15 protein-coding genes are annotated in these 17,219 nt (G+C 75.4%); 13 read left to right on the top strand and 2 right to left on the bottom strand.

Annotated elements, in window-relative coordinates; all coding sequences use genetic code 11:
- Positions 1–5 precede the first annotated feature (5 nt).
- From ACYVO2_RS28000 to ACYVO2_RS27960, 9 genes are all read left to right on the top strand, one after another.
- Positions 6–992 carry an FAD binding domain-containing protein gene (locus ACYVO2_RS28000; RefSeq protein ID WP_461010808.1) on the top strand — a complete coding sequence of 329 codons (987 nt, stop codon included), beginning with the start codon at positions 6–8 and terminating at the stop codon, positions 990–992.
- Positions 993–1,048: 56 nt separating this feature from the next.
- Positions 1,049–2,287 (top strand): (2Fe-2S)-binding protein, encoded by a 1,239-nt coding sequence (locus tag ACYVO2_RS27995; protein WP_461010807.1) that lies wholly within the window; start codon positions 1,049–1,051, stop codon positions 2,285–2,287.
- A complete protein-coding gene (locus ACYVO2_RS27990; protein ID WP_461010806.1) occupies positions 2,287–4,602 on the top strand; it encodes a xanthine dehydrogenase family protein molybdopterin-binding subunit in 2,316 nt (771 codons plus the stop codon). Before ACYVO2_RS27995 ends, ACYVO2_RS27990 begins: the two co-directional genes overlap by 1 nt.
- Positions 4,603–4,782: 180 nt before the next feature.
- Positions 4,783–6,255, top strand: a complete 1,473-nt coding sequence (locus ACYVO2_RS27985) for an MFS transporter (RefSeq protein ID WP_461010805.1) — start codon at positions 4,783–4,785, stop codon at positions 6,253–6,255.
- Between the two features lie 19 nt (positions 6,256–6,274).
- Positions 6,275–6,481: a CopG family transcriptional regulator gene (locus ACYVO2_RS27980; RefSeq protein WP_461010804.1), complete on the top strand. Its 207-nt coding sequence runs from the start codon at positions 6,275–6,277 to the stop codon at positions 6,479–6,481.
- A complete protein-coding gene (locus ACYVO2_RS27975) occupies positions 6,478–6,864 on the top strand; it encodes a type II toxin-antitoxin system death-on-curing family toxin (RefSeq protein ID WP_461010803.1) in 387 nt (128 codons plus the stop codon). Before ACYVO2_RS27980 ends, ACYVO2_RS27975 begins: the two co-directional genes overlap by 4 nt.
- A gap of 111 nt (positions 6,865–6,975) precedes the next feature.
- Positions 6,976–8,766: a DEAD/DEAH box helicase gene (locus ACYVO2_RS27970; protein ID WP_461010802.1), complete on the top strand. Its 1,791-nt coding sequence runs from the start codon at positions 6,976–6,978 to the stop codon at positions 8,764–8,766.
- Positions 8,767–9,263: 497 nt separating this feature from the next.
- Positions 9,264–9,947, top strand: coding sequence for an IclR family transcriptional regulator (locus tag ACYVO2_RS27965; RefSeq protein ID WP_461010801.1), 684 nt, complete (start codon positions 9,264–9,266; stop codon positions 9,945–9,947).
- A gap of 71 nt (positions 9,948–10,018) precedes the next feature.
- On the top strand, positions 10,019–10,807 hold the full coding sequence (locus ACYVO2_RS27960; protein ID WP_461010800.1) for a S16 family serine protease: 789 nt from the start codon (positions 10,019–10,021) through the stop codon (positions 10,805–10,807).
- A gap of 41 nt (positions 10,808–10,848) precedes the next feature.
- Here ACYVO2_RS27960 and ACYVO2_RS27955 read toward each other — a convergent pair whose 3' ends face one another.
- Entirely contained in the window at positions 10,849–12,156 is a 1,308-nt protein-coding gene (locus tag ACYVO2_RS27955; RefSeq protein ID WP_461010799.1) for an MFS transporter, read from the bottom strand.
- 242 nt (positions 12,157–12,398) lie between these two features.
- Between ACYVO2_RS27955 and ACYVO2_RS27950 the strand changes: the two genes are divergently transcribed.
- Complete coding sequence (locus tag ACYVO2_RS27950) at positions 12,399–13,247, top strand: RDD family protein (RefSeq protein WP_461010798.1); 849 nt, start codon at positions 12,399–12,401, stop codon at positions 13,245–13,247.
- On the opposite strand, the gene ACYVO2_RS27945 is transcribed toward ACYVO2_RS27950, so the two are convergent.
- The gene (locus ACYVO2_RS27945) at positions 13,237–13,749 is read right to left on the bottom strand and encodes an Lrp/AsnC family transcriptional regulator (RefSeq protein WP_461010797.1); all 513 of its coding nucleotides are present in this window, start codon (positions 13,747–13,749) and stop codon (positions 13,237–13,239) included. The genes ACYVO2_RS27950 and ACYVO2_RS27945 overlap by 11 nt on opposite strands.
- Positions 13,750–13,932: 183 nt before the next feature.
- Between ACYVO2_RS27945 and hppD the strand changes: the two genes are divergently transcribed.
- The 3 genes from hppD to ACYVO2_RS27930 all read left to right on the top strand — a co-directional run.
- Entirely contained in the window at positions 13,933–15,072 is a 1,140-nt protein-coding gene (gene hppD, locus ACYVO2_RS27940) for a 4-hydroxyphenylpyruvate dioxygenase (RefSeq protein ID WP_461010796.1), read from the top strand.
- Between the two features lie 150 nt (positions 15,073–15,222).
- Complete coding sequence (locus ACYVO2_RS27935; protein WP_461010795.1) at positions 15,223–16,611, top strand: FAD-binding oxidoreductase; 1,389 nt, start codon at positions 15,223–15,225, stop codon at positions 16,609–16,611.
- Positions 16,612–16,719: 108 nt separating this feature from the next.
- A partial coding sequence (locus ACYVO2_RS27930) for a DUF2510 domain-containing protein (RefSeq protein ID WP_461010794.1) occupies positions 16,720–17,219 on the top strand: 500 nt, incomplete at its 3' end.

Raw genomic sequence — 17,219 nt, 5'->3', positions numbered from 1 at the left:
CGAACATGTGCCAGAGTTGCCCCGTCCGGGCTGTCAGCACGTACCGTACGGCGCGAGTGGGAACCGTACGGCGGAAGGCGGGAAGGGGCACCGGGGTGAGCACGTTGGGACAGCGGACGGAGCAGGCGGTCGTGGCGCCCGCCTCTCTCGACGAGGCGGTGTCAGCGCTGTCCAGCAGACCTGAGGCGGTTCCCGTCGCGGGCGGCACCGACCTGATGGCCGCCGTCAACGCGGGGCTGCTGCGGCCCGCCGCGCTGGTCGGCCTCGGCCGGATCAACGAGCTGCGCGGCTGGCAGTACCAGGACGGGCACGCCCTGCTCGGCGCCGGCCTCACCCACGCCCGCATGGGCCGCCCCGACTTCGCCGCCCTGATCCCCGCACTCGCCGTGGCCGCCCGCACCGCCGGCCCGCCCCAGATCCGCAACGCCGGCACCCTCGGTGGCAACATCGTCAGCGCCGCGCCCACCGGCGACAGCCTGCCGGTGCTCGCCGCCCTGGAGGCCACCGTCGTGCTCGCCGGGCCCGCGGGCACCCGCGAGGTCCCGGTCAGCCACCTGCTCACCGGCATGGACCCGCTGCGCGCGGGCGAGCTGGTCGCGTTCGTCCGCGTCCCGCTGCTGCACGCCCCGCAGACGTATCTGAAGGCCACCGGCAGGTCCGGGCCCGCGCGCGCCGTCGCCTCCGTGGCACTGGTGCTCGACCCGGCCCGGCGCGCGGTGCGCTGCGCGGTGGGCGCGGTCGCCCCGATGCCGCTGCGCCCGCTGGACGTGGAGCAGTGGGTCGCGGGCCTGGTCGACTGGGACGGCAAGCGCACCATCGACCCGGAGGCGGCCGCCTTGTTCGGGGACTACGTGGCCATGGCCTGCGTCCCCGGGCCCGACCAGCAGCCGGGGCAGCCCGGGCAGGAGCCGGTGGTGCCGCCCGCGGTGGTGCAGTTGCGGCGCACCGTGTCCGTGCTGGCCCGCAGGGCGCTGGGGAGGGTGCTGTCGTGACAGGCCCCCACAGCACAGGCCCCCACGGGCCGGGCCCGGACGGGACGGATCCGGACATGGCGGACCCCGGCAGGACCGGCCCCGAGGCGGCGCAGGCAGGCGGGACGGGTACGGACGCGGCGGGCCCCGCGGTGGCGGGCCCCGGCCACACGGGCGCCACGGGCGCCGACAGGAGGAGCGGGCACATGGAGGGCGGTTCCGGATTCGCCGCGGGCCCCGGCGTGTGGCAGCCGCTGCCGCAGGGCGCCGAGTTCGACGCGGAGGGCACCGCCCACGTGCAGCTCCCCGACCTGTCCGGCCTGCCCGGCCTCGGCGAGCTGCCGCACACCGGCGGCCAGGACCCGCTGGCCGCCCCCGCCCGCCGGGACCCCTCGGCCCGGGACCACTCCGCGCAGGAGCCCCCGCACCCCGGCGAGCCGGGCCCCGCCGCGGCCCCGCCCGAGGACGGCCCCGCCGCCCCGCCGGCCCCGGCCCCCGACCAGGGCGAGCCCGCCCCCGCCGAGCAGCCCCCCGCCGAGCAGCCGCCCGCCCCGCGGGCCCCCGACCCGGCGCCCGCCGCGGAGCCGCCCCCCGCGCCCGCCGCCGAGCCCCCGCACCTGGAACACCCCCTGGTCTCCTACGTGCTGCGGGTCAACGGCGCCGACCGCCCCGTCGCGGACGCCTGGCTCGGTGAGAGCCTGCTGTACGTGCTGCGCGAACGGCTGGGCCTGGCCGGCGCCAAGGACGGCTGCGAGCAGGGCGAGTGCGGCGCGTGCTCGGTGCAGGTGGACGGCAGGCTCGTGGCGTCCTGCCTGGTGCCCGCGGCGACCGCGGCGGGCTGCGACGTGCGCACCGTCGAGGGCCTGCCCGACGCGGGCGTCCCGTCGGACGTGCAGCGCGCCCTCGCCGAGTGCGGCGCCGTCCAGTGCGGCTACTGCGTGCCCGGCCTGGCCATGGCCGTCCACGACCTGCTCGCCGGCAACCACCACCCCACGGAGTTGCAGGCCCGGCAGGCCCTGAGCGGCAACCTGTGCCGCTGCACCGGCTACCGCGGCGTGCTCGCCGCCGTGCGGGAGGTGGCCGCCGCCCGGGAGGCCGCCGCGCAGGCGCAGGCCGCGCAGGCACACGCCGCCGCGGAGGCACACGCCGCCGCCGAGGCGCAGGCAGCAGCCGAGGCACACGCCGCCGGGGGCGGCGGGCACACCGTGCACATCCCGCACCAGGCCGGCCCGCCCCCGGCCGATCCCGGCCCCGGCGCGGGGCCCGGTGAGTACGGCGGACTCGGCGACGGCGGATACCCGGGAGGTGGTGCCTGATGACCGGACCGGACGCGGCCACCGCGACCCCCGCGGCGCCCTCGCGCCCCCACGTCGCGGACGCCCCGCCGCGGGGCCTGGGCACCTCGGTGCCGTCCGCCGACGCGCTCGCCAAGGCGCAGGGCGTCTTCCCCTACGCCGCCGACCTGTGGGCCGAGGGCCTGCTGTGGGCCGCGCTGCTGCGCTCGCCGCACCCGCACGCCCGGATCCTGCGGATCGACACCGCGCCCGCGCTCGCCCTGCCCGGCGTGCACTGCGTGATCACGGCCGCCGACGTGCCGGGCGAGGCCCTCCAGGGGCGGCGCGTCCACGACCGGCCGGTGTTCGCCTCCGAGCTGGTGCGCCACCACGGCGAGCCCATCGCCGCGGTCGCCGCCGACCACCCCGACACCGCGCGGCTCGCCGCCGCCGCGATCGTGGTCGAGTACGAGGTCCTGGAACCCGTCACCGACCCCGAGCAGGCGTTCAACGCGCCGCCGCTGCACCCCGACGGCAACCTGATCCGGCACATCCCGCTGTGCTTCGGCGACCCCGACATCGTCGGCGACGTGATCGTGGAGGGCCTGTACCGGGTGGGCCGCCAGGACCCGGCGCCCATCGGCGCCGAGGCGGGCCTGGCCGTGCCGCGGCCCGACGGCGGGGTGGAGCTGTACGTCGCCAGCACCGACCCGCACGCCGACCGCGACCTGGCCGCCGCCTGCTTCGGCCTGGAACGGGACCGGGTGCGGGTGGTGGTCACCGGCGTGCCCGGCGCCATGGGCGACCGCGAGGACCCCGGCACCCAGATCCCGCTCGGCCTGCTGGCGATGCGCACCGGCCACCCGGTCAAGCTCGTCGCCACCCGCGAGGAGTCCTTCCTCGGCCACGCCCACCGCCACCCCACCCTGCTGCGCTACCGGCACCACGCCGACACCGAGGGCCGGCTGGTCAAGGTGGAGGCGCAGATCCTGCTGGACGCGGGCGCCTACGCGGACACCTCGTCCGACGCGCTGGCCGCCGCCGTGGCGTTCGCCGCCGGCCCCTACGTGGTGCCGCACGCGTTCGTCGAGGGCTGGGCGGTGCGCACCAACAACCCGCCGTCCGGGCACGTGCGCGGCGAGGGCGCCCTCCAGGTGTGCGCCGCCTACGAGGGCCAGATGGACAAGCTCGCCGCCAAGCTCGGCATGGACCCGGTCGAGCTGCGGATGCGCAACGTGATGGCCACCGGCGACCTGATGCCGACCGGCCAGACCGTCACCTGCCCCGCGCCGGTCGGCGACCTGCTCAAGGCGGTGCGCGAGGCCCCGCTGCCGCCGCTGCCGCTGGACGACCCGGAGGCGGAGTGGCTGCTGCCCGGCGGCCCCGACGGCGCGGGCGAGCCGTCCGCGGTGCGGCGCGGCGTCGGGTACGCGCTCGGCATGGTGCACATGCTCGGCATCGAGGGCGCCGACGAGGTGTCCACCGCCACGGTGCGGGTCAGCGACGGCGTGGCCACCGTCATCTGCTCCGCCGTGGAGACCGGGCAGGGCTTCGCCACGCTGGCCCGGCAGATCGTGCAGGAGGTGCTGGGCATCGACGAGGTGCAGGTCGCGCCCGTGGACACCGACCAGCCCCCTGCCGGCCCCTCCGCGCGCGGCCGCCACACCTGGGTGTCGGGCGGGGCGGTGGAGCGGGCGGCGAAGATGGTGCGCACCCAGTTGCTCCAGCCGCTCGCGGCGAAGTTCGGCATGTCCGTGGAGCTGCTCGCCATCGCCGAAGGGAAGATCACCTCCTATGACGGGGTGCTCTCCACCACCGTCGCCGAGGCGCTGGAGGGCAAGGAGCTGTGGGCCACCGCCCAGTGCCGCCCCCACCCCACCGAGCCGCTGGACGAGTACGGGCAGGGCGACGCGTTCGTCGGGCTGGCGTTCGCGGCGATGCGGGCCGTGGTGGACGTGGACGTGGAGCTCGGCACCGTCCGGGTGGTGGAGGTCGCCGTCGCCCAGGACGTGGGCCGGGTCCTCAACCCGGCGCAGCTCGCCGCCAGGATCGAGGCCGGGGTCACCCAGGGCGTCGGCATGGCGCTCACCGAGGACCTGCGCACCAGCCGCGGCGTGGTCCAGCGCCCCGGCTTCGCGGGCTACCCCGTGCCCACCGCGCTGGACGCGCCGGAGGTGCGGATCGTCAAGCTCATCGAGGAGCGGGACGTGGTGGCGTCCTTCGGCGCCAAGGCGGCGAGCGCGGTCCCGGTGGTCGTCTCCCCGGCCGCGGTGGCCTCCGCCGTCCGCGCCGCCACCGGCCGCCCCATCAACCGCCTCCCGATCCGCCCGCAGAACGCGATCGTGGCCCAGCAGTGATGCCGTGATCCCCCGGGGCCCGGGGGCGCCGGCCCCCGGGCCCCCACCGGGCGGAGCCGAACACCCCCGGCCTCGGGAAACCGCCGTCTCCACCCCGGCGACCCCCGGGCGGGGCGTAAGCCCTCGGACCCAGGACCACCGCCGGATGTAAGCACCAAAACCGCGCCTTACCCTTTTCCGGTGAGCCGCCTCGACGAAGACCACGACGACATACCCCTGCCCGGCACCCCCGTGCCCCCCTCCGCGGAGGCCGCGGAGGAGGGCGTCCTCGGCCGCACCTACCGGGCGCTGACCCTCGGCATCGTCTCCGTGGTCAGCCTCATCGCCTTCGAGGCCACCGCGGTCAACACCGCGATGCCCTCGGCGGCCGACGACCTCGACGGCCTGTCGCTGTACGCCTACGCCTTCTCCGGCTTCTACACCACCAGCCTGTTCGCGATGGTGGTGTCCGGGCAGTGGTGCGACCGGCGCGGCCCGCTGGCGCCGCTGTTCGCCGGGATCGGCGCGTTCGTGGCCGGGCTGCTGGTCTCCGGCGCGGCCGGGAACATGTGGACGTTCGTCGGCGGGCGCAGCATCCAGGGTCTGGGCAGCGGCCTGGTCATCGTCGCCCTGTACGTCATCGTCGGCCGGGTCTACCCCGAGCGGCTGCGGCCCGCCGTGATGGCCTCGTTCTCCTCCGCCTGGGTGGTGCCCGCCATCGTCGGGCCCGCCGTGTCCGGCACCGTCACCGAACACCTCGGCTGGCGCTGGGTGTTCCTCGCCATCCCCGCGCTGGTGGCGGCGCCGCTGCTGGTCATGCTGCCCGCGCTGCGCCGCGCGGACGGCAGCGCCGCCGCGGACCGGCCCGTCAACGAGCGGCGCGTGTGGCTGGCGCTCGGCGTGGCCGCGGGCGCGGGGCTGCTCCAGTACGCCGGGCAGGACCTGCGCCCCGTCGCGCTGCTCCCCGCCGCGCTCGGGCTCGCGCTGCTGGTGCCGTCGGTGCTGCGGCTGCTGCCCCGGGGCACCTTCCGCGCGGCGCGCGGCCTGCCGTCGGTGGTGCTGCTGCGCGGGGTGGCCGCGGGGTCGTTCCTCGGGGCGGAGAGCTTCCTGCCGCTGATGCTGGTCAGCGAGCGCGACCTGTCGGTGACGCTGGCCGGCCTGTCCCTGGCCGGGGGCGGCCTCACCTGGGCGCTGGGCTCCTACCTCCAGAGCAGGCCGCGCCTGGAGCCGCACCGGGAGAGCCTGATCCTCGTCGGGATGCTGCTGATGACCTCCGCGGTCGGCGGGGCGGCGCTGGCCCTGCTGGACCCGGTGCCGCCGTGGATCGTCGCGGTGGCCTGGGCGGTGGGCGGGCTCGGCATGGGCCTGACGATCTCCAGCGTGAGCGTGCTGCTGCTGCGGCTGTCCCGGCCCGAGGACGCCGGCGAGAACTCGGCGTCCCTCCAGGTCTCCGACGCCCTGGGCAACATCGTCCTGGTCGGCGCGGGCGGCGTGGTCTTCGCCGCCCTCGGCGGCGGCTCGGTGGCCGTCCACGGCCACGAGGCCGCCACCTCCAGCCACCCGACGGCCTTCGCCGGCGTCCTGCTGTCCATGACGGCGGTGGCGCTGGCGGGGGTGTGGGTGGCGCGGCGGGTGCGGCCGCCGCGGGAAAAAAGCACCACGGCGGCTCCGTGAGGGCGATAGCGTGCCGAACGTGACCTACCACGTGAACGTGCGTCTTCGCGACGACCAGGAGCGGCCGCTCAGGGAGCGGGCCGAGCGGGAGGGCAGGAGCGTGGACGCCGTGCTCGTCGCGCTGGTGGACGAGTACTTGGCGCGCCCGGCCCGGGACGCGGTGATCGAGCGGACGGCGGCGGCGCAGGCCGACAAGTGGCGCGAGCTGCTGGAGCGGCTCAAGTGACCCGGCTTCTCCTGACCGCCGAGGACATCCTGCCCGTCGCCCGCCACGCCTGTGACGACATGCAGGTCGTGGTTCGCGACGCGGGCCTGCTGGAGTCCGCCGCCCACGGGCCCACCGCCACGGTGTTCGGCCGGGAGGCGTACCCCGGGCTGTTCGAGAAGGCGGCCGCCCTCCTCCGGTCGCTCGCGGTCAACCACCCGCTCTTCGACGGCAACAAGCGCACCGCCTGGCTGTCCGCCATGGTGTTCCTCGCCGTCAACGACGTCCAGCTCCGACCCGACATCGACGCGGCCGAGCGCCTCGTCGTGGACGTGGCCACCGGCCGTCTGCGCGACGTCGCGCTCATCGCCGACGGCCTGCGCGCCCTCCACGACGCCCCGTGACGTGACCCTCGTCGCACCTCGGGGCGAACCGGGTCGCCTTCCCGGGGGTGCGGGGGCTCGCCCCGGTAGGCTGCTCCGGCCGTTGTTGTCCCCTTGCGCGACCCGGAGACCGTGAGTACCAACGCCTCTCACTCGCATCATCTGTCCCCGGCCTTCCCCGGCCGGGCCCCCTGGGGCACCGCGAACAAGCTCCGCGCCTGGCAGCAGGGAGCGCTGGACGAGTACACCCGCCGCGAGCCGCGCGACTTCCTCGCCGTGGCCACCCCGGGTGCGGGCAAGACCACCTTCGCGCTCACCCTCGCCTCGAAGCTGCTGCACGAGCACGCCGTCCAGCAGCTCACCGTGGTGGCGCCCACCGAGCACCTGAAGAAGCAGTGGGCGGAGGCCGCCGCCCGGATAGGGATCCGCCTGGACCCGGACTACTCCGCAGGCCCGGTCGGGCGCGACTACCACGGGGTCGCGGTCACCTACGCCGGGGTGGGCGTGCGCCCGATGCTGCACCGCAACCGCTGCGAGCAGCGCAAGACGCTGGTGATCCTGGACGAGATCCACCACGCGGGCGACTCCAAGGCGTGGGGCGAGGCGTGCTTCGAGGCGTTCGAGCCCGCCACCAGGCGGCTGGCGCTGACCGGCACCCCGTTCCGCTCCGACACCAACCCCATCCCGTTCGTCACCTACGCCGAGGGCGCGGACGGGGTGCGGCGCAGCGTCGCCGACTACACCTACGGCTACGGCCACGCCCTGGCCGACCACGTCGTCCGTCCGGTGATCTTCCTGTCGTACAGCGGCAACATGCGCTGGCGCACCAAGGCGGGCGACGAGGTCTCCGCCAAGCTCGGCGAGCCGATGACCAAGGACGCCATCGCCCAGGCGTGGCGCACCGCGCTGGACCCGCACGGCGACTGGATGCCCAATGTGCTGCGCGCCGCCGACACCCGCCTGACCGAGGTCAGGAAGGCCATCCCGGACGCCGGCGGCCTGGTCATCGCCACCGACCACGAGGCGGCCCGCGCGTACGCGAAGATGCTCCGCGAGATCAGCGGCACCGGGCCGACCGTGGTGCTGTCCGACGACGCGGGGGCGTCGAAGAAGATCGAGGCGTTCTCCGCCTCCGACGACCGCTGGATGGTCGCGGTCCGCATGGTCTCCGAGGGTGTGGACGTGCCCAGGCTGGCCGTCGGCGTGTACGCCACCTCCATCTCCACGCCGCTGTTCTTCGCGCAGGCCGTCGGCCGCTTCGTGCGCTCCCGCCGCCGCGGCGAGACCGCGTCGGTGTTCCTGCCCTCGGTGCCCACGCTGCTGTCGTTCGCGGGCGAGATGGAGGCGGAGCGGGACCACGTGCTGGACCGCCCGAAGAAGGGCGACGGCGAGGAGGACCCGTACGCGGAGGAGGAGAAGCTCCTCAAGGAGGCGAACGAGGCCAAGGACGAGGCCGGCGAGCAGGACATGCTGCCGTTCGAGGCGCTGGAGTCCGACGCGGTGTTCGACCGGGTGCTGTACGAGGGTGCCGAGTTCGGCATGCAGGCGCACCCCGGCAGCGAGGAGGAGCAGGACTACCTGGGCATCCCCGGGCTGCTCGAACCCGACCAGGTGCAGTTGCTGCTCCAGCGGCGGCAGGCCCGGCAGATCGCGCACAGCCGCAGGAAGCCGGACAGCGAGGCGGACCTGCTGGAGCTGCCCGCCGAGCGCCGTCCCGTGGTCACCCACCGGCAGATGATGGAGCTGCGCAAGCAGCTCAACACCCTGGTGGCCGCCTGGCACCACCGCACCGGCAAGCCGCACGGCGTGATCCACAACGAGCTGCGCCGGGTGTGCGGGGGGCCGCCGTCGGCGGAGGCCACGGCGGGGCAGCTCCAGGACCGGATCAGCAAGATCCAGGAGTGGGCGACGCGGATGCACTGACGGCCCCGCCGCGGGGGTGCGGGTGGGTGCGGCGGGTGGGGTGGGAGCGTGTCCTGGCGGAGGCCGGGGGCCTCCGCCCCCTGGACCCCCGACGGGGGCTTTGCCCCCGCGCCCCCAGGGGCGGTGTTCGGGGGGAGTGTCCTCCGGAGGCCGAAGGGCTCCGCCCCCGTGCCTCCTGCGGTTGGGGGCCTGGGGGCGAAGCCCCCAGTGGGGGTCCAGGGGGCGAAGCCCTCTGGCCTCCGGAGGAACGCCCCCGCCCCGGGCCCAGGGCGAACGGGGAGCAACCGTAACGATCTCGTCCCTCCTCCATCCGGATTCTGGACGAGGTCTTCCGCTCACCGGTGCAGGTCATTACGGTGCGGTGAACTCCGGTGGCAGCGCGGCCACGGAGCCCATTGATGTCACCGGCAGCCGTTCCCGCGTCCGCAACCGCCCCCTTCCCCATCCGGGCGCGCCGCCGCCGGGGCGGCGCCGCCCAACACCACGAGGGGGCCGTCGTGACCGCGGAGACCTCCCAGACCCTGGACCGCGGACTGCGTGTCCTGAAGCTGCTGGCCGACACCGACCACGGCCTGACCGTCACCGAGCTCGCGAGCAGACTCGGGGTGAACCGCACCGTCGTCTACCGGCTGCTCGCCACCCTCGAGCAGCACTCCCTGGTCCGCCGCGACATGGGCGGCCGGGCCCGGGTCGGGCTCGGGGTGCTGCGGCTCGCCCACCGCGTCCACCCCCTGCTGAGAGAGGCCGCCATGCCCGCGCTGCGCAGCCTCGCGGAGGACATCGGCGCCACCGCCCACCTCACCCTGGTGGACGGCAACGAGGCGCTGGCGGTCGCCGTGGTCGAGCCGAGCTGGACGGACTACCACGTGGCGTACCGCACCGGCCTGCGCCACCCCCTGGACCGGGGCGCCGCCGGGCGGGCCATCCTGGCCGGGCGGGCCCAGTACTCGGGCGACGGCTACCCGGGGGTCAACGGCTCCGGGCCGTTCGCCGCGGGGCCGGGGTTCGTGCTCACCCACGGCGAGTTGGAGACGGGGGCCAGCGGCGCCGCGGCCCCGTTGCTCGGCGTCGGGGGAGTGGAGGGCAGCGTCGGCGTGGTGATGCTCGCCGAGACCATCCCGGAGCGGGTCGGGCCGCGGGTGGTGGAGGCGGCGCTGGAGGTCGCCGACGCCCTGCGGTGAGGCCGCGGGGCCGTCCGGCGGGTCCCGGGACGCGCACCCTCGCTTGGTGGGCGGGTCCCGGGACCGTTTTAATGCCTACCGTGTCCTCTCGTGCCCGGACCCTCGGGGTCTGCTCAGCCCTGGTCGCCGCGCTGCTCGCCGTAGCCGTGTTCGCGCCGCTGCCGTTCTCGATCGTCGTGCCCGGCCAGACGGCGGACACCCTCGGCCGGGACAAGGGCACGCCGGTGATCACCATCGAGGGCACCGAGACCAGGACGACCAGCGGCAAGCTGCTCCTCACCACCATCGCCGCCACCCAGCCCGACGCCACCGTCCACCTCGACGACGTGCTGTCGGCCTGGCTGGACGAGGACAGGGCCGCGATGCCGCGCTCGGCCGTCTACCCGGAGGGCGACTCCACGGAGGAGATCGAGGAGTACAACGAGCGCCAGATGCGCACCGCGCAGCACGACGCCACCACCGCCGCCCTGGACCACCTGGGCCTGTCCCCGAGCCAGGTGAAGGTGGACCTGAACCTCGCCGACGTGGGCGGCCCCAGCGCGGGCCTGATGTTCAGCCTCGGCATCATCGACAAGCTGCACGGCGACGGCCGCGGCGGCGACCTCACCGGCGGCCGGGTGATCGCGGGCACCGGCACCATCACCGAGGACGGCGAGGTCGGCCCGGTCGGCGGAGCCCCGCTCAAGCAGCTCGGCGCCCGCAGGGACGGGGCCACGGTGTTCCTCGTCCCCGAGGACCAGTGCACCGAGGTCGCCGCCCGCACCCCCGAGGGGCTGCGGCTGATCCCGGTCGGCGACCTCAAGGGCGCGGTGGACGCGCTGAAGGCCCTGAAGGACGGCGGCAAGGTGCCCTCCTGCTAGGCGGTGCCGGAGCGGGGCAGGCGGGGATCCGACGACAGGCCCTAGGGCTCGGGCACGAGTTCCTCGCGGGACGCCGTGGCCGGTGACGGGGTCGCCGAGCGGTCGAGCTGGCGCCAGGCGGCGGGGGCGGCCAGCGGGCTCAGGGTCGCCGCCAGGTACACCCCGCCGAGCACCAGCAGCGTCGTGCGCAGCCCCGCCATGTCCACCAGCGCCCCGGCGACCAGCGCGCCCAGCGGCATCGCCGCCAGCGAGCCGGAGGTGACCGCGCCCACCACCCGGCTGCGCAGCCGCGGCGGGATCCGCTCGAACAGCACCGCGCTGAAGATCGGGTTGAGCGTCCCCGCGGCGAGCCCGCCCACCGCCATCGTCACCAGCAGCGGCGGCAGGTCGGGCCAGAGCGCGGCGACGAAGAACCGCGGCGAGCCGCACACCAGCAGGGCCCAGAACAGCAGCCACCGCCGGGAGAACCGCCGCCCGAACGCGGCGAACAGCACCGTGCCGGCCAGCGCGCACCCGCCGAACGTCCCGCTGACCAGGCCGAGCTCCACCGAGCCGCCGAGGTTGTCCCTGGCGTGCAGCGGCAGCAGCACCGCGCTCCACGCCTGGTCGAGCCCGTTGGTGACCATCACCATCAGCACCGCCGCCAGCAGCAGCGAGGAGTGCCGCACGAAGGAGAAGCCCTCCCGCAGGTCGGCCGCGTACCGGGCGAGCGTGCCCTGGTCCGCGGTCGGCTCGGCCGGCTCCCGCCGCACCGCGCCGCCCGCGCCGACCCGCACCCCGGCGCCGATCAGCACCGCCGACGCCAGGAACGTCGCCCCGTCCAGCAGCAGCACCCGCTCCGCCCCCAGCACGGCGATCAGGCCGCCGGCCAGCGGCGCGCCCAGCATCCGCGCCCCGCGGGTGGCGCCGTCGTAGGCGCTGGTGGCCCGCTCGATCGCGATGCCCGCCCGCTCCGCGAGGTCGGGCAGCAGCACGGCGCGCGCCGTCTCGCCCGGCGCGTGGAACAGGCCGGTCACCGCCACCAGCGCCAGCAACTGCCAGAACGCGAGCCCCACCGACAGGTGCAGCACCGGCACCGCGGCCACCGCCGCCGCGCACACGGTGTCCGAGACCACGCTGCTGCGCCGCAGCCCGAGCCGGTCCACGACGGGCCCGCCGAGCAGCGCGGCGACCACCACCGGCAGCGTCGAGCAGAACGCGACCACCCCGGCCCGGCCCGCGCTGCCCGTCGTCTCCAGCACGAACCACGGCATGGCGACGATGGTCAGGGAGTTCCCGGTGACCGAGACGACGTTGGCGCCGAGCAGCACGACGAGCGGCGCACGCCCCCCTTGCGACAGAGCTCCCACCTCCCGTGGCGTTCTTCGGCGGCCCTCCCGGGGGACGGGCCGCGGCGCGTCGTCGCCGTGCCGGCCCCGCCCCGCCCTGTGCCACCATCTCCCTGTATGACGGACCCGGCAACGACTTCGCTCAACGCGCCGCGGGACGGCTTCCCCCGGCGGTCGCGGCGCCCGGCGGCCGAGCGGTGCCGGGCGGAGGTCTCCCACGCGCGGTCTTGCCGCGGGCGGGCGGGCCGGATTGGATCGGACGCATGAGCGGAGCAAGCCCCGAGCAGCCCTTCGGCCCGCGGGAGCCGCGGGACGCCGCGCCAGGACAGCCCTCTCACGCACCGGACTCCCCCTACGGAGCCGTCCCGTCCTTCGGCCCCCAGCCGCCGCACGCCCAGCCACCGTACCCCGGGGCGCCCTCCCCGCAGAGCCCGGACCCACGGGCCCCGTACGCCCAACCCCCGTACGGGCAGCCTTCGTTCGGCCAACCGCCGTACCAACCGCCCCACGGCCACCCCTCGTACGGCCACCCCTCGTACGGCCACCCCTCGTACGGCCAACCGCCCTACGGCCGGCCCCCGTACGCCGCCCAGCCCCACCCGTTCCCGCCCGGGTACCCGGCGTACCCCGGCCACCCCTACCCGCCGCAGCCCGGGGCGATAGACCCCGCGCTGCTGGCCGATCAGGGCATGCGCCTGCTCGCCCGCGTCGTGGACACCTTCCTCATGATGCTGGTCATGGCCATCGGGGTGGTCCCCGCCGCCATCTGGGCGAGCCGGAACGACGGCTCCGCCGCCACGCTCGCCGGGTGGACCGCCGCCTGCTGGGCCGTCCTGGTGTTCCTCACCTACGAGCCGGTGACCACGGGGCTGCTGGGCTGGACCCCGGGCAAGCGGCTGTGCAACCTGCGGGTGGCCCGCCTGGAGGACGGCGGGCGGCTCGGCCTCGCCCGCTCCTACGGCAGGTACGGCATCCACGTGCTGATGAGCCTGGCCGGTTCGCTGTGCCTGGCCGGGATGCTGGACGCCCTGTGGTGCTGCTGGGACCGCCCCAACCGGCAGTGCCTGCACGACAAGCCGGTGCGCAGCGTCGTGGTGAAGATCAACCCCTGACCGGCCCCGGCGGCCCCCCGCTCCCGGCGGCCTCGCCGTCGCCCGCCGCCTGCTGCACCAGCGGCAGCACCCGGTGCTCCACCGGGTTCTCCATGGCGATCGCGGTGGAGGCGCGCACGATGCCGGAGAAGCCGACCACCCGGTCGATCACCCGTTGCAGGTCCGCGTTGGAGCGGGCGACGATCCGGCACAGCATGTCGCCGTGGCCCGTGGTGGTGTGCACCTCCAGCACCTCGGGCACGGCGGCCAGGTGCCGCCGCACGTCGGGCCCCTGCCCCTGCCTGATCTCCAGGGTGGCGAACGCGGTCACCGGGTAGCCGAGCGCCGCCGGGTCCACCTGCGGCCCGAACCCGCGGATCACCCCGCGCTCGCGCAGCCGGTCGAGCCGGGCCTGGACGGTGCCGCGCGCCACCCCCAGCCGCCGGGAGCACTCCAGCACCCCGATCCGCGGCTCCCGGGCGAGCAGCGTGATCAGCCTGGCGTCGAGGCCGTCGATCCCCACGTTCCGGCTCCCTCCCACTCCGACTGGACATCATGTCCGGCGAGACCGCTCCTGTGCCGGTCCGATTGTGCATACTGCGCAGCCGATCCGCGTCCGGTTGCACACCCCGCCGCGCCCGCGTGACGCTTTCGTTACGACAGGTTCTGGTTCTCGACGACCACAGCCGCCCCAGGGGAGCCCACGATGACCGACACCGTCACCACCACCCCGTCCCACGCAGGCCACGCCGACCCCTTCCCGGTCCAGGGCATGGACGCGGTCGTGTTCGCGGTGGGCAACGCCAAGCAGGCCGCCCACTACTACGCGTCCGCGTTCGGGATGGAGCTGGTCGCCTACACCGGTCCGGAGACCGGCAGCCGGGAGATCGCCTCCTATGTGCTGGTCTCCGGCGAGGCCCGGTTCGTGTTCACCTCCGTGATCAAGCCCGCGACCGATCACGGCCGCTTCCTGGCCGACCATGTGGCCGCGCACGGCGACGGCGTGGTGGACCTGGCGATCGCCGTGCCCGACGTGCACCGGGCGTACGCGTACGCCGTCGAGCACGGCGCCACCGGCCTCGCCGAGCCGTACGAGCTCAAGGACGAGCACGGCACCGTGGTCCTGGCGTCCATCGCCACCTACGGCCGGACCCGGCACACCCTGGTGGACCGCTCCGGCTACCGCGGCCCCTACCTGCCGGGCTATGTCGCGCGCTCCCCGCTGGTGGCGCCGCGCCGGCTGTTCGCCGCCGTCGACCACTGCGTGGGCAATGTGGAGCTCGGCAGGATGGACGAGTGGGTGGAGTTCTACCACCGGGTGATGGGCTTCACGAACATGAAGGAGTTCGTGGGCGACGACATCGCCACCGAGTACTCGGCGCTGATGTCCAAGGTGGTGGCCGACGGCTCCCGCAAGGTGAAGTTCCCGCTGAACGAGCCGGCGGTCGCCAAGAAGAAGTCGCAGATCGACGAGTACCTGGAGTTCTACGGCGGCCCGGGGGTGCAGCACATCGCGCTGGCCACCGACGACATCGTGGCGACCGTCCGCGCCATGCGGGAGGCGGGGGTGGAGTTCCTGGACACGCCCGACTCCTACTACGACACCCTCGGCGAGTGGGTGGGCGAGACCCGGGTGCCGGTGGACGAGCTGCGCGAGCTGAAGATCCTCGCCGACCGGGACGAGGACGGGTACCTGCTCCAGATCTTCACCAAGCCGGTGCAGGACCGGCCGACGGTGTTCTTCGAGATGATCGAGCGCCACGGCTCGCAGGGCTTCGGCAAGGGCAACTTCAAGGCGCTGTTCGAGGCCATCGAGCGCGAGCAGGCCCGCCGCGGCAACCTCTGAGCGGGCGCCGGGGCGGCGCCGCCGGGGTGGCGGGGGTGCGCGGCGCCCCCGCGCCGCCGCGCCGTGCCCGCCCACCGGGCTCGGCCGACACGTGATCCCTCGCGGGCAGGGGATCTTCACTCGCGGGCCCGTCGGTGCGACGCTGCCTGCATGGGCGACAACGGCGTACCCGACACCTCGACCCTGACGGCGCATCTGCTGGAAGGACTGCCCGCGGAGGCGGTCGTCACCGATCCCGATGTGATGGCCTCGTACCGCAACGACATGGCGAGCTTCTGCGAGGCGGGCCACCCCGCCGTCGTGGTGCTGCCGCGCACCGTGGAGCAGGTGCGGCACGTGATGCGCACCGCGACCGCGCTGCGCGTGCCGGTGGTGCCGCAGGGCGCCCGCACCGGCCTGTCCGGCGCGGCCAACGCCCACGACGGCTGCGTGGTGCTCTCCCTGGTGAAGATGGACCGCATCCTGGAGATCGACCCGGTCAACATGATCGCGGTGGTCGAGCCCGGCGTGGTCAACGCGGCGCTGGCCCGCGCCCTGGGCGACAAGGGCCTGTACTACCCGCCGGACCCCTCGAGCTGGGAGCAGTGCACCATCGGCGGCAACATCGGCACCGGCTCCGGCGGCCTGTGCTGCGTGAAGTACGGCGTGACCGCCGAGTACGTGCGGGGCCTGGAGGTGGTGCTGGCCGACGGCCGCCTGATCCGCACCGGGCGCCGCACCGCCAAGGGCGTGGCCGGCTACGACCTGACCCGGCTGTTCGTCGGCTCCGAGGGCAGCCTCGGCGTCGTGGTCAAGGCCGTGCTCGCCCTGCGGCCCAGGCCCCGCCCGCAACTGGTGCTGGCCGCCGAGTTCGCCTCCACCGCCGCCGCCTGCGACGCGGTGTGCCGGATCATGGCGAGCGGCATCGTCCCCTCGCTGCTGGAGCTGATGGACCGCACCACGGTGCGGGCGGTCAACGAGATGACCCGCATGGGCCTGCCCGGGACCACCGAGGCGCTGCTGCTCGCCGCGTCCGACAGCGACGACCCGCGCGGGGACCTGGCGCTGATCGCGCGGGCCTGCGAGGCGGCCGGGGCCGCGCAGGTCGTCCCGGCCGACGACGCCACCGAGTCCGAGGCGCTGCTCCAGGCCAGGCGGCTGTCGCTGGTGGCGCTGGAGCGGCTGGGCAGCACCATGATCGACGACGTGTGCGTGCCCAGGGACCGGCTCGCCGAGATGCTCGACGGCGTGGCCCGCATCGCGGAGCGGACCGCCCTGACCATCGGGGTGTGCGCGCACGCGGGCGACGGCAACACCCACCCCGTGGTGGTGTTCGACCCGGACGACGCCGACCAGGTCCGCAGGGCACGCGAGTCCTTCGACGACATCATGGCGCTCGGCCTCGAACTCGGCGGCACCATCACCGGCGAGCACGGCGTGGGCGTGCTGAAGAAGGAGTGGCTGGCGAGGGAGCTGGGCGAGGAGACGCTGGAGCTGCAACGGGCCATCAAGCGCGTCTTCGACCCGCTGAACCTGCTCAACCCGGGCAAACTCTTCTGACCGCCGCCCCGTGTCCACCGGGCCTCGGTGGAGGGCGGCCGTGCGGCGACATCTGGTAGATGTGTCCCTGCGACTTTCGACGGCCAAGCAGATACGGGATGCAGCGGTATGAGCGGCCAATCCTCCGGCGGAACACCGGGCCCGGGCTACTACGCGGATCCGTCCATCCCGGGATACGTCCGGTTCTGGGACGGCACCGCCTGGGTGTCCGGGACGAGCCGTCCCCAGCCCGGGCCGGGCGAGGTGCTCGCCCCGCCGCCCGGCTTCGCCCCGGCCGCGCCCGCCGCGCCCGCGGCCCCCGCCGCCTCCGAGCCGCGGCGGCGGCGCGGGGTGGAGGAGTCGGGCCCGGTCTTCCTCGACGAGGAGGACGAGTCGGAGGCGACCTGGTCGGCCGAGGTGCCGGACGCCGGCCGGGCGCCGCGCGCCCCGTCCTGGGACGGCCGCCCGGCCGCGGCGGGCGCGGCCGTCGCGGGCCAGGGCGCCGGGGGCGGTGCCGCGCTGCCCGAGCAGCGCCGGCCGGAGCCGTCCGCCGACCCGCGGCTGCCGTCGGGCGACGGCGGCGGCCGGGGCGGGGGCGGCGGCGGCCCCCCCCCCGCTGCCGCCGCCGC

The organism is Streptomyces capparidis, from assembly GCF_054782095.1.
Note: the sequence above shows the minus strand (reverse complement) of the source record. Positions and strands in the feature narration are given on the sequence as shown.

Coding starts and splice junctions, on each gene's coding strand:
- ACYVO2_RS28000 (WP_461010808.1), top strand. CDS start 6: ATGTGCCAGAGTTGCCCCGTCCGGGCTGTCAGCACGTACCGTACGGCG.
- ACYVO2_RS27995 (WP_461010807.1), top strand. CDS start 1,049: ATGGCGGACCCCGGCAGGACCGGCCCCGAGGCGGCGCAGGCAGGCGGG.
- ACYVO2_RS27990 (WP_461010806.1), top strand. CDS start 2,287: ATGACCGGACCGGACGCGGCCACCGCGACCCCCGCGGCGCCCTCGCGC.
- ACYVO2_RS27960 (WP_461010800.1), top strand. CDS start 10,019: ATGCCTACCGTGTCCTCTCGTGCCCGGACCCTCGGGGTCTGCTCAGCC.
- ACYVO2_RS27950 (WP_461010798.1), top strand. CDS start 12,399: ATGAGCGGAGCAAGCCCCGAGCAGCCCTTCGGCCCGCGGGAGCCGCGG.
- hppD (WP_461010796.1), top strand. CDS start 13,933: ATGACCGACACCGTCACCACCACCCCGTCCCACGCAGGCCACGCCGAC.
- ACYVO2_RS27935 (WP_461010795.1), top strand. CDS start 15,223: ATGGGCGACAACGGCGTACCCGACACCTCGACCCTGACGGCGCATCTG.